We start from the raw sequence: 16,843 nt of genomic DNA, 5'->3' as shown, positions 1-16,843 counted from the left end.
CCGGGAATAGGAACTCGTCAATGAAAAACAGATGGCCTGGTATTTTATGAGGTCAGATTCAAGACTGGTGACTTACCTCAAGTCTGCCGCTCTATGGAGCTTCCGCCTGGTCATGGCGGCCCTTCTTTTAATTGTATTGCTGGTGGCCGGGGTCCGGATTTTTATCGGATCCCTGCCCTTGTTGCAAGACTATCTGGTTGAATATCTTAACAACACGCTCGACACTTCTTTCGCTGTCGATCAGCTGGACGCCAACTGGGCTGGGGGTACTCCTACTCTCAACATCAAAGGGTTGACGCTTCAGGGCAATGCTTCTGAAGCTCCCGGTTTTGCTATCGAGCGCCTTGATCTCGAGCTGGATTTTAAAGCCAGTCTGATGAACCGGGCTCCGGTCTTTTCCTATCTGGAAGCAGAAGGTGTCACTCTGGCCATTGAGAGCGACAGTGATGGCGTGTGGTCACTCAGAGGAGTTCAATACATCCGTGACGACGGCAAGGGCTTTAACCTGCACAAAACTCTGGAGTTATTACAGCTTCAGGAACACATTGATGTCACCAATTTTTCCCTGACAATGCAGCCTTATGGCAGTGAGCCGCTGATTATTGATACCCGCTATTTTTTCTTGGTTGAAGAAGCGTCAGATCTAAAGCATCTTCAGACCAGAATTGTGACACAACAAGGGAGTCTGGAGTTCAAAGCATTGGGCAAGGGGATTGAAAGAAATGACATGACCTGGACCGGGCTTATCAAGGCCAGTGCACTGGACCTGGCTCCCTGGTCTGCGCTCTTTTCACAAGACATTCTTCAGTTGAAAGCCGCTCATTTGAAAAGCACGGAGTTGAAAACCGCACAATTGAATCTCGATGCTGAGTGGCAATATCTCGATGGTCAGTGGCAGTTGCAGGGAGATTTGAATCTGCCATCGATTGTCTACCAGAAAGATCAGCAACTGCTGCCGAATGCTGCTTTGTCGACTGAGCTTTCACTGGCGAGTAATTATCTGATTGGAAGTACAGACTGGCAGCTTGGGCTGCAAAATATGAGTCTGACGTCCGGCGAGCATCATCTTGGTCTTAACATCAAGATTCATGGCAAGAGGGAAAGAGAGCCGACTTACACGACTTCGGTTAACTCTGTTGATCTGGCAGCGCTCAAATCTTTTCTGGTCAATACTCAGCTAATGCCAGAGCTGGCTGATGAGCTGTTCACTAGTCTCAACCCGGCAGGTGAGCTCGATAACATATTTGCCCAATACCACCCTGATAAGCCACTTAGGGAGCAGCTGGATCTTTCTGCGAAACTGAAAGACGTTTCAGTGGCAGCCTGGGAGGGAGCACCGTCTGCTTCAAACGTCAATGGCCATCTAAAAATGGGCATGATCAGCGGCTATTTTGACCTGGATACAGAAAATTTTACATTGGGGCTGACCAAACTGTTTCGCGATGTCTGGCACTTTGATACTGCCCAGGCAAGGCTGAGTTGGGATGTACTGGATAAGAAGAATTTCTTTCAGCTGAGTAGCGATGATATCACCATAAAAGCACCCGAGGGTAATCTCAGTGGTCGGCTGAGGCTCGATATTCCCCTGGATGGCAAGGAGCCCATTGTCATGGACCTGAATGTGGGCATGAAAAACGGTGATGCCAGCTATACGCCAAAATACCTGCCCAGCCATCTGCCAACGCTTTCAAAAGAGCTGGTCGAGTGGCTTGATTCCAGTATCAAAGGGGCCGAAATTTACCAAGGGCGCTTTACCTACGATGGTCCGCTGGAAGACACTGACGACTCTGATGCTGTGAAGTGGGGACTCTATTTCGATGTCAATAAAGCGCGTCTGGATTATGATCCTGACTGGCCAGAAGTCTATGACGCCCGGGGACAAGTGTGGGTGGATAACGACAACATCAAGATTGAATTGGCCTCAGCAAAGTTATTGGCTGCAAAGCTCAGTCATGTCCAGGCTGATCTGGCGCTGGATAAAAATCTGGATTTGAATATCTCTGGTCAGGTGGCCGCTACAGGCACGGATCTCGAAAAGCTCTTGACTGAGACCCCCATAGCTCAGCGGCTGAAGGGAGAAGCAAAGAAGTGGACGATTCGTGGAGACCTGAATGGCAGCATTCAGTTAGGGATTCCACTTGAGCGTACCATGGATACGTCAGTTGACGTAAGTATGGAAACATCGGGAGCGTATTTCGGCATAGATGCGGCGGACATCCAGATTGAAGACATTGAAGGTGTCTTGAATTTCAGTACTGAAACCGGATTGTCTGCTGAAAAAGTGAGGGGTCGCTTTCTGGGTGATGCTGTTGAGGCTCGATTTTACACCGATATGAAGAATAAAACTGAGCCTGAAGTCCATGTCCACTGGAACGGTTCTGTTTCTGCTGAAGGACTTCAGCAATGGCTTCAGCTGGATGCTCTCAGTTTTCTCGAAGGTGCCAGTCACTACAAAGGCGAGTTAATACTGGGCGGCAAGCCTGCTGACCTTCAGTTGAAAGTGACCAGTGACATGAAAGGCATGGAAATCGAGCTTCCGGAGCCTCTAAAAGTAGCGGCTGGCCAGACAGTGCCTTTTGAACTGCGTCTTAATCAATTCACTCATCGAGGTGAACTGGATACTGCTGTTTTGGATATAGTTCTTGGCAGGACAGCACAGGCCAGAATTCAGTTTGAGAATGGCTTCAAGTATAAGTCTGCTGTCGTTCTGCTTGGCAATAAAGGTAAATTGCCGACTATGAAGCCCGATAAAATTGTACTGTCCGGGCAACTATCCAAACTTGATCTGATGCCATGGAAACGTCAGTTTGAAGGGCAGCCGGGTGACACAACAGAAAAGACTCTGGTGAGTCAGATAGAAGTCCGTCAATTGAAGATTGACCGACTCATCTGCAATAAAGAAACTCTGAATAATCTGGTGTTTAACCTGTCTCATGAAGCCCGTGGCACACGTCTTGATTTAAGCAGTGACACGATAGATGGTAGTTTGATAATACCTGAGGATCAGAAGCAACCCTACCAACTGAATTTGAAAAAGCTGCATTTTTCCCAAGATCCTGCAAAGAATGAAGCTACTGCCGGGCATAAAGGTGTATTGGCTGATATCCGGCCTTTAGATCTGCCCAATGCTAATGTCTCCATTAGCTCTCTTAAGTTAGGCAGCAGGAATCTGGGTTCAGTTGCTTTTGGTTTGAGACCCTTTCCTGATGGCAAGCGTATTGAGAATCTGAAAATCAATCTGCAGAAGATGGAGTTATCCGGAGATCTGGACTGGACCTCTATCAATGGTCAGCAAAGAACTTTTTTTAATGAGCATCTGACGGGGTCGGGAATTCAGGCTCTTCAGGAAGCTCTGGGTATCTCACCTTTTGTTTCAGCAAAGAAGACGACCATTGAGGGAAAACTGGCCTGGGATGGACCTCCGATGGGTATCAATATGGCGTCACTGACAGGTGCCGTTCGACTGAAGCTGGAAACTGGCACCCTGCAGAAGTTGGAAGGGGGAGCCGGAGCTTTGAAAATGTTCGGCATCCTGAATATGGAGGCACTGACCCGACGTCTGCGACTGGATTTTTCTGACCTCTACAAGAAAGGCATCAGTTTTGACCGTATGGACGGGGTCGTGCGGTTCAACGAAGGGCTTATCACTTTCGATAAGCCGCTTGAAATTCAGGGGCCTTCATCGAACTTCAAGATGGATGGTCACATAGACACTCTTTCCGAGAGGATGGATATGAGTCTGGTTATTACACTTCCTCTATCGTCTAATCTGCCAATACTCAGTGTTTTGCTGGGGTCTGCGCCTCAGGTGGCTGGTCTGATTTATCTGGCGGATGTGCTGGTGGGCAAACAAGTGGATCAGCTGGCCAGTATTCGCTACCGGATCAAAGGTTCTTTTGATAATCCTGAAGTGACTCTGGATCAGTTATTCTCCGGCAAAGCCCGAAAACCAAACCAGACAGAGATTCCCAAGCGGAAAAAACCCTGACTCAAAAACAGGATTAAGCAAAATGAGAATGCTTTTTCTATCTATAGGTGTGACAATCTCACTATAACGACGTCTGCCCGCTCCGAATTCATAGGGGCAGGCTATGGATAATAGCAAAGGCCTGAATAAACTATGACCGACATTCTTACACAGGCGCGAAATCATTTGCTGGCGCCGGCAAATATCGGTGACAACGAATTGGGCAGAGTACTTGACAGTATTCTCGGCCATTCGGTAGATGCTGCGGACCTCTACTTTCAGTCCACACGCCATGAAGCCTGGTCGTTGGAAGACAGTATTATCAAGGAAGGCAGCTTCAATGTAGACCGGGGTGTGGGTGTACGTGCTATCAGCGGCGAGAAAACCGGTTTTGCCTATTCCAACGAAATTATATTACCGGCCCTGGAGCAGGCTGCGGGTGCGGCTCGCAGTATTGCCCGTCAGGGGCAGGAACATCAGATTCAGGCCTGGAACCGCAGCCAGCCACTGGCTTTATATGGCATGGATAATCCTTTGGATTCTATGAGCCGTGAAGAGAAAGTGGCACTACTCAAGGCTGTTGATCAGGAAGCCAGAAAAGCGGATCCAGCGGTTAAGCAGGTGAATGTCAGCCTGGCGGGGGCCCATGAAGTGATTCTGGTGGCTGCTTCTGATGGTACACTGGCAGCAGACATTCGCCCGCTGGTTCGTATGAGTGTCAGTGTTATTGCCGAGAAAGATGGCCGTATTGAGCGAGGTTCTGCCGGTGGTGGTGGCCGTGGTGACTATCTGCAGTTTATCCGGAATGACAAAGGTTTGGGCTACGCCCGTGAAGCGGTGCGACAGGCTCTGGTGAATCTTGAGGCCGTTGCTGCTCCGGCTGGGACCATGCCAGTGGTATTGGCTCCGGGCTGGTCGGGTGTTCTCTTGCATGAAGCCGTAGGTCATGGTCTGGAAGGCGATTTTAACCGTAAGGGAAGTTCTTCCTATTCGGGTCGCATCGGTGAAAGAGTTGCTTCCCCACTGTGCACCATTGTTGATGATGGCACTCTGACAGGCCGCAGAGGTTCCCTGAATCTTGACGACGAAGGCGTACCGACCGAATCAACGGTTCTGGTTGAGAACGGTATCCTGAAAGGTTACATGCAGGACAAGCTGAATGCTCGTCTGATGGGTGTCGCTCCAACGGGTAATGGACGTCGGGAGTCTTATTCTCATCTGCCCATGCCGCGAATGACCAATACTTACATGCTGGCCGGCAAGAGCGATCCGGGTGAGATTATTACCAGTGTTGACAAAGGTATCTACGTTGCCAATATGGGCGGTGGTCAGGTTGATATTACTTCCGGCAAATTTGTATTCTCTACCAGTGAGGCTTACCTGATTGAGAATGGCAAGATCACTACCCCGGTTAAAGGCGCTACCCTCATTGGTAATGGTCCTGATGTGATGAATCAGGTCTCCATGGTTGGTAATGATCTTGAGCTGGATCCGGGCGTTGGCGTCTGCGGTAAAGACGGCCAATCTGTGCCTGTTGGCGTGGGCCAGCCTACGCTGAAGATTGATGAAATCACGGTAGGCGGAACGGCCTGATCATTATGGGAAGTGGCCGGTGAAACTGCCTAGGAGCCTGACCGAGAATAGACTGCCCTACTGCGGCGGCAGCAAATTGGTCTGAAAATCCGCTTTTGTTCGTCAAATAGCTCGCTATTCTCCTCACAAAACCGAATTTTCATCCTCAATTTTCTGCCGTCCTCGCTACGGGCGCTATTCTCGGTCAGGCTGCTAGCTATCGAACTCTGTGGGCAGTTCACGATTTTCATGATGTTGCTTCAGCAAAGCGATGTCAGAAGCAATGGTTCTCCCCTGTGAAAGAGGTGGGAGTTGATCCGGTTCGAAAAAGCCGACCTCTGATATCTCGATATTGGCAGTGGGACTACCGCCCTTGAGTTCGCAGAGAAAGAGCATTTTGATCAGGTGATGGGGGTTTGTGGGGTAGTAGGGATGTTTATGAACATCGCGAACAGCCACCAGCTTCCCGGCTTTGACAACATACCCTGATTCTTCCAGAGTTTCCCGTTCTGCTCCCAGGGCCGGAGACTCACAGACGTCGGCCCAGCCACCCGGCAGGGCCCAGCGACCATCAGAGCGCTCTCTCACCAGCAGGATACGACCTTCCTGAAACACCCCGGCCCGGATATCGAGCTTGGGTGTGGTGTAGCCATTCTCAGGAAGAAAAAAATGATCAACTTTTTCAATGGGAGCACCGGCGAGAAGTGCCGTCATTTCGTGGGCAATGCCCTGGAGCTGATGGTAGCGCTCCAGGTCAAAGTCGCCATCAGCATAAGTTATTCCGTTTTGGGCTATAGCTCGAATCTTTTCAGCCCAGTCTATCCATGGATTTTTCTGCATGATATTTGCCTGTCCATTGATGAATCTGTTCACTCTAGTACAGTCGGCTGGTGCTGAGTATTACTTTGACAGTTCAGCTTCTACTTCCTCTTTTGTCCGACCAGATCCGAGAAGCGCAGCAAACCTTCGGCTACCGGGTGAGGACTCCAGCAGTACTTTTATGCTGATGGTCAATGGAACTGAGAGCAGCATGCCAATGGGACCCAGTAACCAGCCCCAGATCAGTAACGATAAAAAAACGACCATGGATGAAAGGCCAAGCCCTTTACCCAAAACTCTGGGCTCAAGCATGTTACCAATCAGCATGTTGATCGCGAAATAGCCTGTTGAAACAAATATCGCTTCAGAAAAACCCAGTTGCAGCAAAGTGATCAGAATACCGGGTATCGCCGCCAGTATGGAACCAATGTTTGGAATAAAGTTCAGGGCAAAAGCCAGAATGCCACCGAGCAGGTAAAAGTTAACCCCTTGTGACCATAGCATCAGAGCGACCAGCAATCCGGTGAGCAGACTGATTGCCGTCTTCAGGGCAACATAATGATTGACCGAGGCAACAAATCTTTCGAGATCTTTCAGTTGCTGGTCCGGATTGGGCATGGCGCGGACCAGCTTATTTTTTAGCAGCGGAGCCTCGGCCAGCATGAATATAACCGTCAGAAAGATCAGAAAAGCATAACTGGTGGCACTGCCCATATGACTTAGCATGGACGTTAAAAAGCCAAACAGGGACGAGGTATCCAGTGGTTCAGTGATGTATTTCAGATCCAGATTAATGTTGCGCTGTGCCAGTTTTTCACTGACCTGGTGGATCATCTCGATCGTTTGCTGCTTATACCCTGGCAGTGCTTTGGCGAACTCCTGCAAGGCGCTGCCAATGGAAGCCACAATCATCATCATAGTAATGATAAGCACCGAGACCACTAACAAAATACCCAGCACCCTGGGAATGTGCAGTCGGCTCAAGGCATTAATGGCAGGGTTAAGAAGGATCGCCAGGAAGTAGGAAAACAGCAGGAGAGAGAGTATTTCACTGCCCAGACGGATACCGGCTAGAATAATCACCAGTGAAGCAGCTGTCACTAAATAGCGGCTAATGTTCTGTATTTCGGCTGATTGCATACTTGATTCTTGCTCCTTTTGCCTATGTTCAGGATTCAAGATCTGACTCCTCTGCTTGCAAAAATTGATTGTCATCATCGTTGCCAGCCATGGAGAGTCGAAGGCGAATGCTACGCCGATCCACCTTGGCTAACTTAGTGAGTAAGCCGCCATCTTTATACTAAAATGCTTTCAGAACAGGCTCGCCTGGATGTATCGCAGATGAAGCCGCATCAAGCTTAATCCCGACAAAGGGAGCGTCGCAATGACTGTATACAGGATTTTGAGGAAACCATCAAAAATTAAGTTGTGCCTGATCTCATTGCACAGCATGCCATGGGCAATTGGGCTTGCCTTGGTATTTGTCGTGCAAATTGAAAAGTCGATCATGCACTAAAATCCTAAAGCCAGATATTTGAGGCTAAAGATGATTAAAAATATCTCATGTTTATTTTTAATATCAATAATGGCATTTGCATCTAGCATTGCCTTATCCGGTAATTGCACAATAGTGACAAAAACATATGTAGAAAGCCTTAAGAATGGTAACGAATGCAATGGCATACTGCCATTATTCAGCAACAAGGATGACTTGGTGTATTCACCTAAATATGGAGAAATTACAGCTAAACACTTATTTTGCCATAAGGATAAAGATGTGAAATATGATGTTGTCAATCAACAGCTTTTGACTGACTGCGTGTTAAATTTAACTCTGAATATTGAGGGCATTAATAGCTCATATGTTGATGTTTTTGTGCTTGATGAAAATGGTAAGATCAAATCCTTATCCATTTTTCCTGACCCATCAACATTGTGACTGATATTCACTCCCACCCTCTACGAGGGTGTTGCAAAGCTCTCTCCGGCGTGGGAACGCGTTGACTCCCGTCATTGTCGGCTTCATTCTCGTCATTCCCGCGAAGGCGGGAATCCACACTGACTCTCCACCAGAACCATACTGCCCGGTGTCCCCCTGGCCTTGTCATCCCCGAGAAGGCAGAGATCCACCGTTGGCGCTGGATTCCCGCCTTCGCGGGAATGACGACTTCAGAGCGTGAGAACGAGCTGTTGAAGTTTTGCGACATCCTCTCTACTTGGGTGGGCCTCAGGTCTTGATCCTGCTCCTTTTAGATATGCTGGAGATTCAAGACCCGATCCCGCTGCTGCTCAGGGTAAACCTGAACCCGGTCTCCGAATGAGTGGGTCCGGAAATTTAAGGGGAGCGAGTCATCAGGTGTTCAGGTAACGACTCAAAACGTGCTGTTTGAAGTGATCTGCATTCAGTGGCTCGCCAGTAGCCTTAGTATAAAGTTCATGGGTTTCCAGCTTGCTGCCCTGCTGCCAGATGTTTTCTGTCAGCCAGTTAAATACCGGCTCCAGATCACCATTAGCGATGCGACTTTCTACATCGGGTAATTGTCGTTTAACAGCAGCAAACTGCTGGGCTGCATACATGGCACCCAGAGTATAACTCGGGAAGTAACCGAAAGCGCCCATCGGCCAGTGAATGTCTTGCATGCAGCCGGTGCTGTGATTTTTGCCGGTGGATAGGCCCAGGTAAGCCTGCATTTTCTCATTCCAGATCTGGGGCAGGTCATCCACCTGCAGGTCTCCTTCGATCAATGCCTTCTCGATTTCATAACGCAGGATCACATGCATTGGATAGCTGATTTCATCGGCATCAACACGAATAAAGCCGGGCTTTACCCGGTTGTAGATCATCTCAAGATTGGTCTGGCTGAAACGTTCATCTTCCTGACCTCTTGCCAGATGTTTCACGATCAGAGGCCTTATCAGATGCAGGAACTGGGGGCTGCGGCCCAGTTGCATTTCAAAAAACAGACTCTGGCCTTCGTGGACCCCCATGGAACGATAAGAGCCCAGCGGCAGCGCCCTCAGATCTGCCGGAAGATTCTGGTTATAGCGGGCATGACCTGTCTCGTGGATGGTTCCCATCAGGGATTCAACGAAGTCCTGTTCGTTATAACGGGTTGTGAGGCGAACATCTTCCGGAACCCCTCCACAGAATGGGTGAACACTGACGTCCAGTCGGCCATGGTCGAAGTCAAAACCCAGCAGTTTCATTACATCCAGCCCGAGGGCTTTCTGGCTTTCAGCAGGGTAGTGGCCCTGACTGGCGATCAGAGAGTCATTTTTCTGTTTTTCGACAACGGTTTGCAGGGTTTCTGGCAGCCAGCTCTTGAGGTTGCTAAAAAGGGCATCCAGCTCTCTGGAGGTCATACCGGGTTCATAAAGCTCGAGCATGGCATCGTAGCTTTTGGCACCGGAAGCAGCGGAGCGGATACTGGCCTCTTCACGGGCCAGTTTGACGACTTCTTTCAGGTTTTCGGAGAAGCCTTTCCAGTCGTTTTCCGGGCGCTGGGTTCGCCAGGCATGTTCGCACTTCGAGCTGGCCAGAGACTGAGCTTTAACCAGATCTGCTGGTATGACCGAAGCCTTTCTCCAGCTGCGTTCCATTTCCCGGATAGAACTTTGTATTAACGCATCGTCAGCTTTCTCTCTGGCTTCCTGAAGCCAATGGCCAACCTGTTCTTCAGTCAGCAGTTCGTGCATCAGGCTGGAGAGTTCTGCAAGGGCTCCAGCGCGGGCCTGATTGCCCCCGGAAGGCATCATGGCTGCCTGATCCCAGCTGGCCATGGCAGACAGATGTTGAAAACGGTAAAGCTTGTTGAAACGTTCTACCAAATGGTTGTAAGCCTGGTTCATAGTTCTGGTTCCATTGTTTTGGTTATTGTAACGGTTGAATTCTGTCGAGTAGTCATCCCGGCTTTTGGCCGTTGACAGAGCGAAGCTTCATCCAGTGCAGAATGGTTATCCTATACTAGACTCCTTTTTCTGTCGGCTATTAATTACGGGTAAGATGGAGTCTGAATTTATGCCAAAGCCGTTTTTCCTGACTGTTTCAAAACCTTATTTTCACAAATATAAAGCAAAATGCTTTGTACTTTTGTGCGCTATTCTCTTTGCGACACCCTCAGTCAGCGGGCAGGCGTCTGATGAAGACCCTGCTGTTTGTCAAAAATTTCAACCACCTGAGAGCAAGTCAGGACAATTGGTCGACTGGCTGTTGCGCAATGGCTACGAAATGAAGGAGCAAGGCTGCTGGCAGACCTATATCCAATTGGGCCCCCAGGGGATGCAGGAAGCGGCCATGCACTCGCGTTTTCAGGACCGGGTTCGAATTGCTCTGGCGGTGGCTTCCATTTACTTCTATCAGGGCGATTATGACCAGTCTCGCAAAGTGGCTGAGGAAGCCAGCAACTATGCTCAGGAGCACGAAGAGTGGGATGGATACATTGCCAGCCTGGCTCATTTGTCCGGGGTGGCCAGGGCCCAGGGTCGAGACGAGGCGGCGCTTGGCTATACCAAAAAAGGCATGGGAGTGATAGAGAAACACCCGCCCGTTGACCCGTACCTTAAGGCTAAGACGCTTTATAATCTGGGTGCGTTTCTCAGTGATTCGAATAAACCTGATCTGGGTCGTGCCAGAATAGCATTGGTGAGATCTCTTGCCCTCTATCATCATCTGAAAAATCATTACGAAATCGTCCGTACACACTTGAGGTTGGCAAGAATTGATTACCTTGAAGGTCACTACGACAGTGCTCTGATTGTTATTGAATCTGTAAAAAAACTTGAAGCCCTTGCTGGGGCTGAGAGTCCACGTACCCGGATGCTAACTCACTACATGGCGGCAAAAGTTCATCATCGTCTGGAAAATTGGGACACGGCGAGAGCGGAAGTCCTGAAATCACTGGCTCTGTCTGATCGCATGAATGCCAGGGAGGATGGGAAAAGAGCAAGAGCTTTGCTGGCTGCGATTGATAATAAGACTTTCGTTAACGATTAGTGCAGCTAAGCGTTAATATCCGTACCATTTCAACTTGCTCCCATGCTGCTGCATTGGAGTGTGACCAGCTCCCCGTATGCATTCCCTCGCAGAGCATGGGAACGAGAAGATCGTGTTTAGTCATCACTGTGGCGGTTTTTCAGTTTATTATACAGAGTTTCAGAATAGGCATTTGACACCAGCTTGATATATTCATTGACGGCAATTTTTCTGAGTTCATTCGTGAACAACAAAGAACCAATAGCGGCATCCGAGATCAAAGAAGTTGTAATCTGTCTTCCTTCTTTTTTGAACTTCTCCAGTTTTTCTCTTGAGTCCCAGATGGATTTATTGACTTTCTCCCTCACGGCACCCCGACAGTTTGCTACAAACTTGCGTTCTTGCTCGGGAGTAAGAGCAGGTAAAGATACATTGCTGTACTGAATCTTTTCTGCCACCAGCTCGAGTAATTCAGAAAAGTTTTTACCACCTGGAAAAAATTGCTGCATTCCTGCCTGAGACAGGTTGAGTACAGGTGAACTCCCCATTAGCTTTACCATTTTGATCCCGTCTTCACCCTTGAATGACTCGGGTTTTCCTTTAATCCCCAACGCAAGCTCCCGGGCTGCTCTGAAAATAAGACCGGCATTGTCAGAATCACCTCCCATACTTTCAATCCAGTCTTTTACGGCTTTTTTAAAGAAGCTATGGGATATCTTCTGGCGCAAAGCAGTATGATCCTGACCGAACTGAACATCAAAGTCAGTCTGATAAGCAGTGTTAGAAACGTTCAACCTGTTTCTTCCTATTAGATAGGAACGCAGATCATTTACCAACATAATCGAATTCGATGCTTTATCGAATTGAAACACCAATGCATCACTCGTATAATCAACAGCATCATTATCAGGCTCTTGTGCAGAATCTTTCTGTGGAGGCAGCTTCAACGCATTTAATAGCAACAGAGCCTCTTTTTCGGTTATTTTGTGCGTTGCGGGGTCATACCCCTGAGAAAAAAAAGCATCAAATACCTTATTGACGTCAGCGTCAGGAAAAGCATTCTGAAGTGCAGCTTTGAAACTATCATTGATCTCAACACGCGTTGGCTCTTTATGCTTTGGCCTGAACAGTCGGCCAATCCATGACGTTTTCGGAACAATCTCACCCGATTTGGAATTATAACTAACACATTCTGTGAGATACGCTGCTTGATGCTTATCCGTCTCAGAAGAAAAAGCAGACAAAATAGCCCGGGAAAAGTGAACCGGGGCACGCTTACTTAAAACAGGTGAAGGGGGCGTGGCTACCACATCCCTTGCCAAAATACTTTTCCCCTCCAAGGTAGAACCAGGGGCTTCAGGCGATGGAGTATATCGCCGGGAATTGTCCACCGAACTGACCCGATATCCAAATATTAGTGCTTTAGCAGCCCTGCTAACCGCAGCAATACGACTCTCGCCTTGATCCAGAGTCATTCTGTAAGTATGCTTGCACCCCTCCATACGACCCATTGGCTTTTGATCCATTGGTTTATCATCTTTGTATTCACCTTATAATGCTGTATCGGCTGAAAACTCAGGTGGATTAAGTGAGTGAGACTTTCGTTAACGATTAGTGCAGCCAAGCGTTAATCTCCGTACCATTTCAACTCGCTCCCACGCTGCTGCATCGGAGTGTGACCAGCTCCCCGTATGCATTCCAACGCAAAGCGTGGGAACGAGGAGAAACGAGTAACTGCTTGAATGGTTAGAAGGTTCTGAGAGCAACAATTCTTTTTTGGACACTTGATAAACCTTGAATGTTATTCAACTGAAAAGCTTCAATGCTGTCCTGGTGTTATTCCTGAACTTTGGTCAGCTGGATACCGGCATTAATATTCCAATATCTGATTTAAATTACCTCGGCAGTAAACCAATAAACTGACCAAGCAATGGGCTCGTTTATTCTAGTCGACAAACTTTTGGTTTCTGCAATTTTTTATTAGAACAAGCCGGTTAGAAGCTTCAGCCCTGTTAGAAAAAGGCAGATGTATAAAACCTTGTAAAAAAAATCAGTAGAGATGGTTTTAACCATCTTCATTCCAAGCCAGACACCCAGAGGGCAAACAGGTAGCAACAAAGAAGACAGTAGCAGGTTATCTGGGGTGAACTCGCCAAGGGCAGCATAGGCAGGACATTTGACCAGGTTGAGAGAACCAAAAAAGATCGCCATGGTGCCTGCCAGAAATTCCTTTTTAAGCTTCAACGGCAGCATGTAAACACTCAGGGGAGGTCCCCCGGAGTGAATGCCGAAACTGGTGAAACCACTGACGGTTGACCAGAAGATACCGGACAGTGTTCCCGGCTTGCGGGGTGAGTGAAAGTAGTGACCGAACCATTGCTTCAGGCAAAACAAAATGGCAATGATACCGATCATGCCTTTGACAGCCTGTTCACTGAGGGATGCAAACACCATCAGGCCCAGCAACAGGCCGAACAGGCCAGGAAAAATAATGATCTTGAACACAGTCCAGTCCACGTGCTTCCGCCATCCCCAGACGGCGAATCCGTCCATAGCTAACAGCAGGGGCAGGAGGATTGCGGCAGCCTGAACGGGAGGCATGGATAACGACATAAGTGGCACGGCAATCATGCCCAGAGCATTGCCCATGCCTCCCTTGCCCAGCCCCGTAATAACGACCGCCGGGATAGCCGTTATAAAGAAGGGCAGCTCTGGTATGGACGACAGCGGTGCTGAAAACATGGGAAAAGTCAGGTGAGAAGTTCGATTTCGTAATCCAGCATTTTATCCTTGTTGAACAGGTAGCGACCGATAAAACTCTTTTTCTTAAGCAACAGCGGTAACCAGTAGCGGTCATCCTCCCACATTTCATCATAAGGAATATCTTTGATATGAAACCACAGGGGAATCGCCTCGTCGGTTTCTTCGGGAATACCATCGTAGTCAGAAGCGGAAAAGGCGTAGACATGAATGGAGTAGCCATCGACAAACTGGAACAGGCATTCGCCATGGAAGGTCATATTCAGCGGGGTGATTTTCAGTTCTTCCTGAACTTCACGCACTGCGCACTCCAGTGTGGTTTCACCCTCTTCAAGCCTGCCGCCGGGCCCATTGATTTTACCGGCTCCCAGTCCGCGCTTTTTACGAATTAAAAGAATATGGTCACTTTTAACGATAAACGTCAGGGTAGCAGGATCCTGCGCTTTCCAGCTTTCCCAGTCGATGTCGGACAGTGTTCTGGCGATTATGGGCTGCATGTCAGGCTTTTGCTTTGTCGATACTTCAAATTCCCAAGTATAAAGCAGTGCTGAAAAAGATGGCGGGTTAATTTTTTCTCTCTATTTAAGTTGTGACAGTGGCAGCAGTGTCAGAGTGTTGGACCTGAAAGCCCCGGTGTCAATAAAGTGGGTATTACCGAGGGTTGTAGGATCTTCGACAATGGTGTGGCCACAGATGATATGGTCAACACCTTCAACCCAGTCTGTGTTTCCGGTTTGTACTTTTGTTCTCGACCACATCAATTGCCGGGTCAGTTCCGGATCGGTCTCTATGTTACGGGGATTCCATTGCTTCAATGGGTATTCTGCGTGACAGATCGCCAGTTTGTTGCCATTAGAATGTTCAACGAGTATCAGGTAGGGCAAAGTATCAACCCAGTTGGCATACTCTCGCATTTTTTTTGCAGAAACTTTAAGATGCCAGCGACCGCCATTGAGAACCCAGTCTGCCAGAATAGCTGATGACTCAGGGTTTCGGGCAATGGTCCTCAGGGTATCTTCGTGATTGCCGCAGACAGGGTGAAACCAGGGTTCATGGATCAGGGAGAGGCAACCGGGCGAATCAGGACCCCGGTCAATCAGGTCTCCAACACTGAAACAACGATCTACCTTAAAATCAAAATCCACACGCTCCAGAGTTTCGAAGAGCAAGTCGTACATGCCGTGTAGGTCGCCGATTGCGAAATCTCTTCCTGATAAGTTGGGTCCAAAGGTTTGAAGAAACATGATAGCTCCTTTGCAGTCCATTGCTTCTGGAGTTAGAAGTAGACACGGGTCGTGTTAAGTTCCTTTGAGTGTTGCCAGACCCGATTTTGGATCAATCTGTATCCCGATGGGTGCTGACCTGAGTATAACCTTCACCTGTTTGTCATTGGCCAAAACCCTGAATGACAGTGGTGTACTCTTGGGCAGTTCGCCGTTTTTTCTTGCCTCGGCAGCGGTATCCAGGGCATTAAGGTAAAAAGGCAACACCTTCTCTACTGTTTCGGCCAGATTGCTGAGAATCATAGCGTTAGCCATTAGCGCAGGTACATAAGTCGGTGTAGCGTAATCGGTGGTCTTAAGCTGAGACTGGATATGATCGACCCAGAGTTTCTTTTTTTCTTCGGGCAACTTGTTGAAAGCTTTCAGCAACTGCTTGCCTTCTTCCGGAGTAAAGAGTCTCATCATTGCAGCCAGAGCACCAAGAGCCTCGATTTCCTGAGTCGATAGCCCGCTATTGTTTGACAGGTTCAACCACCAGGCTCGCGCTGTCAGGTAGGAAGGAATGGGATTAAAACCGGGATCTTTCTGCAGCTTGTCCAGTTCTTCTTTGATCTGGTTCATTGCCCGGTAAGTGTTCTCTGTCAGGTAAAGAGAGCCTTTGGCACTGATGTGACCTCTGAAGCCGGCAATATTATCTACCCAGTAGGCATACCAGAGGTTCAGGTCCCCGGGCTTCAGTGTGCCACTGCGAAAGCCCTCTTTCAGAGTGCTGTACATATTCAATGAACCTTCGTCGTACATCATATGGCGCAGATGACTTTCCGGCAGGAACACAATGGTGAATTTACGGCCATCGGAGTGGTATTTACTGGCAACTTCTTTAGCCAGCGGGTAGATACTGGTGGCTTTTTTCGCCGTGACCGAAAGGAAACGGGTACTGTCTTCGGGGAGTTTGGTACCAAGGACTGCAGAGGCCCGCTCCCTCGCGGTCGGTGACAGGGTAACGGCGCTGATGATCGCTGCCGCAGCCAGTGTTTCGTAGGACTCCTCGTCCAGTCCACGAATGAGCGCTGATAGCTGGTTGAAGTGTTCAAGACTCAAGACCGGCTTATCCAGATCTTTCTGAGGCAGGATAAATGCATCGTAGTCCTTTTGTGTACCGGATCTCAGCAACTGCAGTGAATAAAGGCGCGACAGGGCACGAGGGACTTCCGAATGTATATTGGAGGGTAGCTGGTCCGCCGACATTTCAGGGGTGACATTGGGATTGTCCATGACCCAGCTTAGCTGCTCTATCTGGCTGCTGGTAATATTCAGATCCTTACCATAGGTGACGCTGATGTATTCTCTGATCAGGTTGACGGCTTCACTGGCCTGAGCCTGCCAGCCAGGCAGAATCAGCATTAAAATAAAAAGAGGCTTTAATAATGTTTTCATAACTGAAAGGGTAGTGGGTGAGATGCCTAAGCATAGCAACAGGCTTGGAGTTTGCTTCAGGGTTTTTGAATCCGCTTATGAAAATTCCGTCAA

At 48.6% G+C, this 16,843-nt stretch carries 13 protein-coding genes; 5 read left to right on the top strand and 8 right to left on the bottom strand.

The features are described from left to right. Positions 1–31: 31 nt before the first annotated feature. The gene (locus tag ACOJUO_RS00615; protein WP_422138648.1) at positions 32–3,988 is read left to right on the top strand and encodes a YhdP family protein; all 3,957 of its coding nucleotides are present in this window, start codon (positions 32–34) and stop codon (positions 3,986–3,988) included. A gap of 132 nt (positions 3,989–4,120) precedes the next feature. Further along, positions 4,121–5,560, top strand: coding sequence for a metalloprotease TldD (tldD, locus tag ACOJUO_RS00610; protein WP_422134777.1), 1,440 nt, complete (start codon positions 4,121–4,123; stop codon positions 5,558–5,560). 192 nt (positions 5,561–5,752) lie between these two features. Here the strand turns inward: tldD and ACOJUO_RS00605 are convergent, their stop codons facing one another. Both ACOJUO_RS00605 and ACOJUO_RS00600 read right to left on the bottom strand, forming a co-directional pair. After that, complete coding sequence (locus ACOJUO_RS00605; protein ID WP_422134776.1) at positions 5,753–6,379, bottom strand: NUDIX hydrolase; 627 nt, start codon at positions 6,377–6,379, stop codon at positions 5,753–5,755. A 60-nt stretch (positions 6,380–6,439) separates the two neighbouring features. Continuing rightward, positions 6,440–7,537 (bottom strand): AI-2E family transporter, encoded by a 1,098-nt coding sequence (locus ACOJUO_RS00600; RefSeq protein WP_422138647.1) that lies wholly within the window; start codon positions 7,535–7,537, stop codon positions 6,440–6,442. Between the two features lie 367 nt (positions 7,538–7,904). Here ACOJUO_RS00600 and ACOJUO_RS00595 point away from each other — a divergent pair, with 367 nt between their 5' ends. Both ACOJUO_RS00595 and ACOJUO_RS00590 read left to right on the top strand, forming a co-directional pair. Next, positions 7,905–8,297, top strand: coding sequence for a hypothetical protein (locus tag ACOJUO_RS00595; protein WP_422134774.1), 393 nt, complete (start codon positions 7,905–7,907; stop codon positions 8,295–8,297). Between the two features lie 61 nt (positions 8,298–8,358). Next, positions 8,359–8,538, top strand: coding sequence for a hypothetical protein (locus tag ACOJUO_RS00590; protein WP_422134773.1), 180 nt, complete (start codon positions 8,359–8,361; stop codon positions 8,536–8,538). A 172-nt stretch (positions 8,539–8,710) separates the two neighbouring features. Here the strand turns inward: ACOJUO_RS00590 and ACOJUO_RS00585 are convergent, their stop codons facing one another. Beyond that, positions 8,711–10,207: a carboxypeptidase M32 gene (locus ACOJUO_RS00585; RefSeq protein ID WP_422138646.1), complete on the bottom strand. Its 1,497-nt coding sequence runs from the start codon at positions 10,205–10,207 to the stop codon at positions 8,711–8,713. A 169-nt stretch (positions 10,208–10,376) separates the two neighbouring features. On the opposite strand from ACOJUO_RS00585, the gene ACOJUO_RS00580 reads away from it, so the two are divergent. Then, positions 10,377–11,351, top strand: a complete 975-nt coding sequence (locus ACOJUO_RS00580; protein ID WP_422134771.1) for a tetratricopeptide repeat protein — start codon at positions 10,377–10,379, stop codon at positions 11,349–11,351. Between the two features lie 116 nt (positions 11,352–11,467). Here the strand turns inward: ACOJUO_RS00580 and ACOJUO_RS00575 are convergent, their stop codons facing one another. The 5 genes from ACOJUO_RS00575 to ACOJUO_RS00555 all read right to left on the bottom strand — a co-directional run bounded on the left by ACOJUO_RS00575 (position 11,468) and on the right by ACOJUO_RS00555 (position 16,750). Next, positions 11,468–12,856 carry a hypothetical protein gene (locus ACOJUO_RS00575; RefSeq protein ID WP_422134770.1) on the bottom strand — a complete coding sequence of 463 codons (1,389 nt, stop codon included), beginning with the start codon at positions 12,854–12,856 and terminating at the stop codon, positions 11,468–11,470. Positions 12,857–13,310: 454 nt separating this feature from the next. After that, complete coding sequence (locus tag ACOJUO_RS00570) at positions 13,311–14,072, bottom strand: sulfite exporter TauE/SafE family protein (protein WP_422138645.1); 762 nt, start codon at positions 14,070–14,072, stop codon at positions 13,311–13,313. An 8-nt stretch (positions 14,073–14,080) separates the two neighbouring features. Beyond that, a complete protein-coding gene (locus ACOJUO_RS00565) occupies positions 14,081–14,587 on the bottom strand; it encodes an 8-oxo-dGTP diphosphatase (RefSeq protein ID WP_422134768.1) in 507 nt (168 codons plus the stop codon). Positions 14,588–14,668: 81 nt separating this feature from the next. Beyond that, on the bottom strand, positions 14,669–15,334 hold the full coding sequence (locus ACOJUO_RS00560) for a metallophosphoesterase (RefSeq protein WP_422134767.1): 666 nt from the start codon (positions 15,332–15,334) through the stop codon (positions 14,669–14,671). 54 nt (positions 15,335–15,388) lie between these two features. Next, entirely contained in the window at positions 15,389–16,750 is a 1,362-nt protein-coding gene (locus tag ACOJUO_RS00555; RefSeq protein ID WP_422134766.1) for a hypothetical protein, read from the bottom strand. Between the last annotated feature and the right edge of the window lie 93 nt (positions 16,751–16,843).

Origin of the sequence: Endozoicomonas sp. ALC020 (genome assembly GCF_049275935.1) — a bacterium.
Classification (GTDB): Bacteria; Pseudomonadota; Gammaproteobacteria; order Pseudomonadales; family Endozoicomonadaceae; genus Endozoicomonas_A.
This window is presented reverse-complemented; position numbering and strand designations above follow the sequence as displayed.

Bases quoted from the DNA above. Each gene is read 5' to 3' on its own strand.
- ACOJUO_RS00555 (WP_422134766.1), bottom strand. From the start codon at position 16,750: ATGAAAACATTATTAAAGCCTCTTTTTATTTTAATGCTGATTCTGCCT.
- ACOJUO_RS00565 (WP_422134768.1), bottom strand. From the start codon at position 14,587: ATGCAGCCCATAATCGCCAGAACACTGTCCGACATCGACTGGGAAAGC.
- ACOJUO_RS00570 (WP_422138645.1), bottom strand. From the start codon at position 14,072: ATGTTTTCAGCACCGCTGTCGTCCATACCAGAGCTGCCCTTCTTTATA.
- ACOJUO_RS00615 (WP_422138648.1), top strand. From the start codon at position 32: ATGGCCTGGTATTTTATGAGGTCAGATTCAAGACTGGTGACTTACCTC.
- ACOJUO_RS00580 (WP_422134771.1), top strand. From the start codon at position 10,377: ATGCCAAAGCCGTTTTTCCTGACTGTTTCAAAACCTTATTTTCACAAA.
- ACOJUO_RS00575 (WP_422134770.1), bottom strand. From the start codon at position 12,856: ATGGATCAAAAGCCAATGGGTCGTATGGAGGGGTGCAAGCATACTTAC.
- ACOJUO_RS00605 (WP_422134776.1), bottom strand. From the start codon at position 6,379: ATGCAGAAAAATCCATGGATAGACTGGGCTGAAAAGATTCGAGCTATA.
- ACOJUO_RS00595 (WP_422134774.1), top strand. From the start codon at position 7,905: ATGATTAAAAATATCTCATGTTTATTTTTAATATCAATAATGGCATTT.
- ACOJUO_RS00560 (WP_422134767.1), bottom strand. From the start codon at position 15,334: ATGTTTCTTCAAACCTTTGGACCCAACTTATCAGGAAGAGATTTCGCA.
- tldD (WP_422134777.1), top strand. From the start codon at position 4,121: ATGACCGACATTCTTACACAGGCGCGAAATCATTTGCTGGCGCCGGCA.
- ACOJUO_RS00585 (WP_422138646.1), bottom strand. From the start codon at position 10,207: ATGAACCAGGCTTACAACCATTTGGTAGAACGTTTCAACAAGCTTTAC.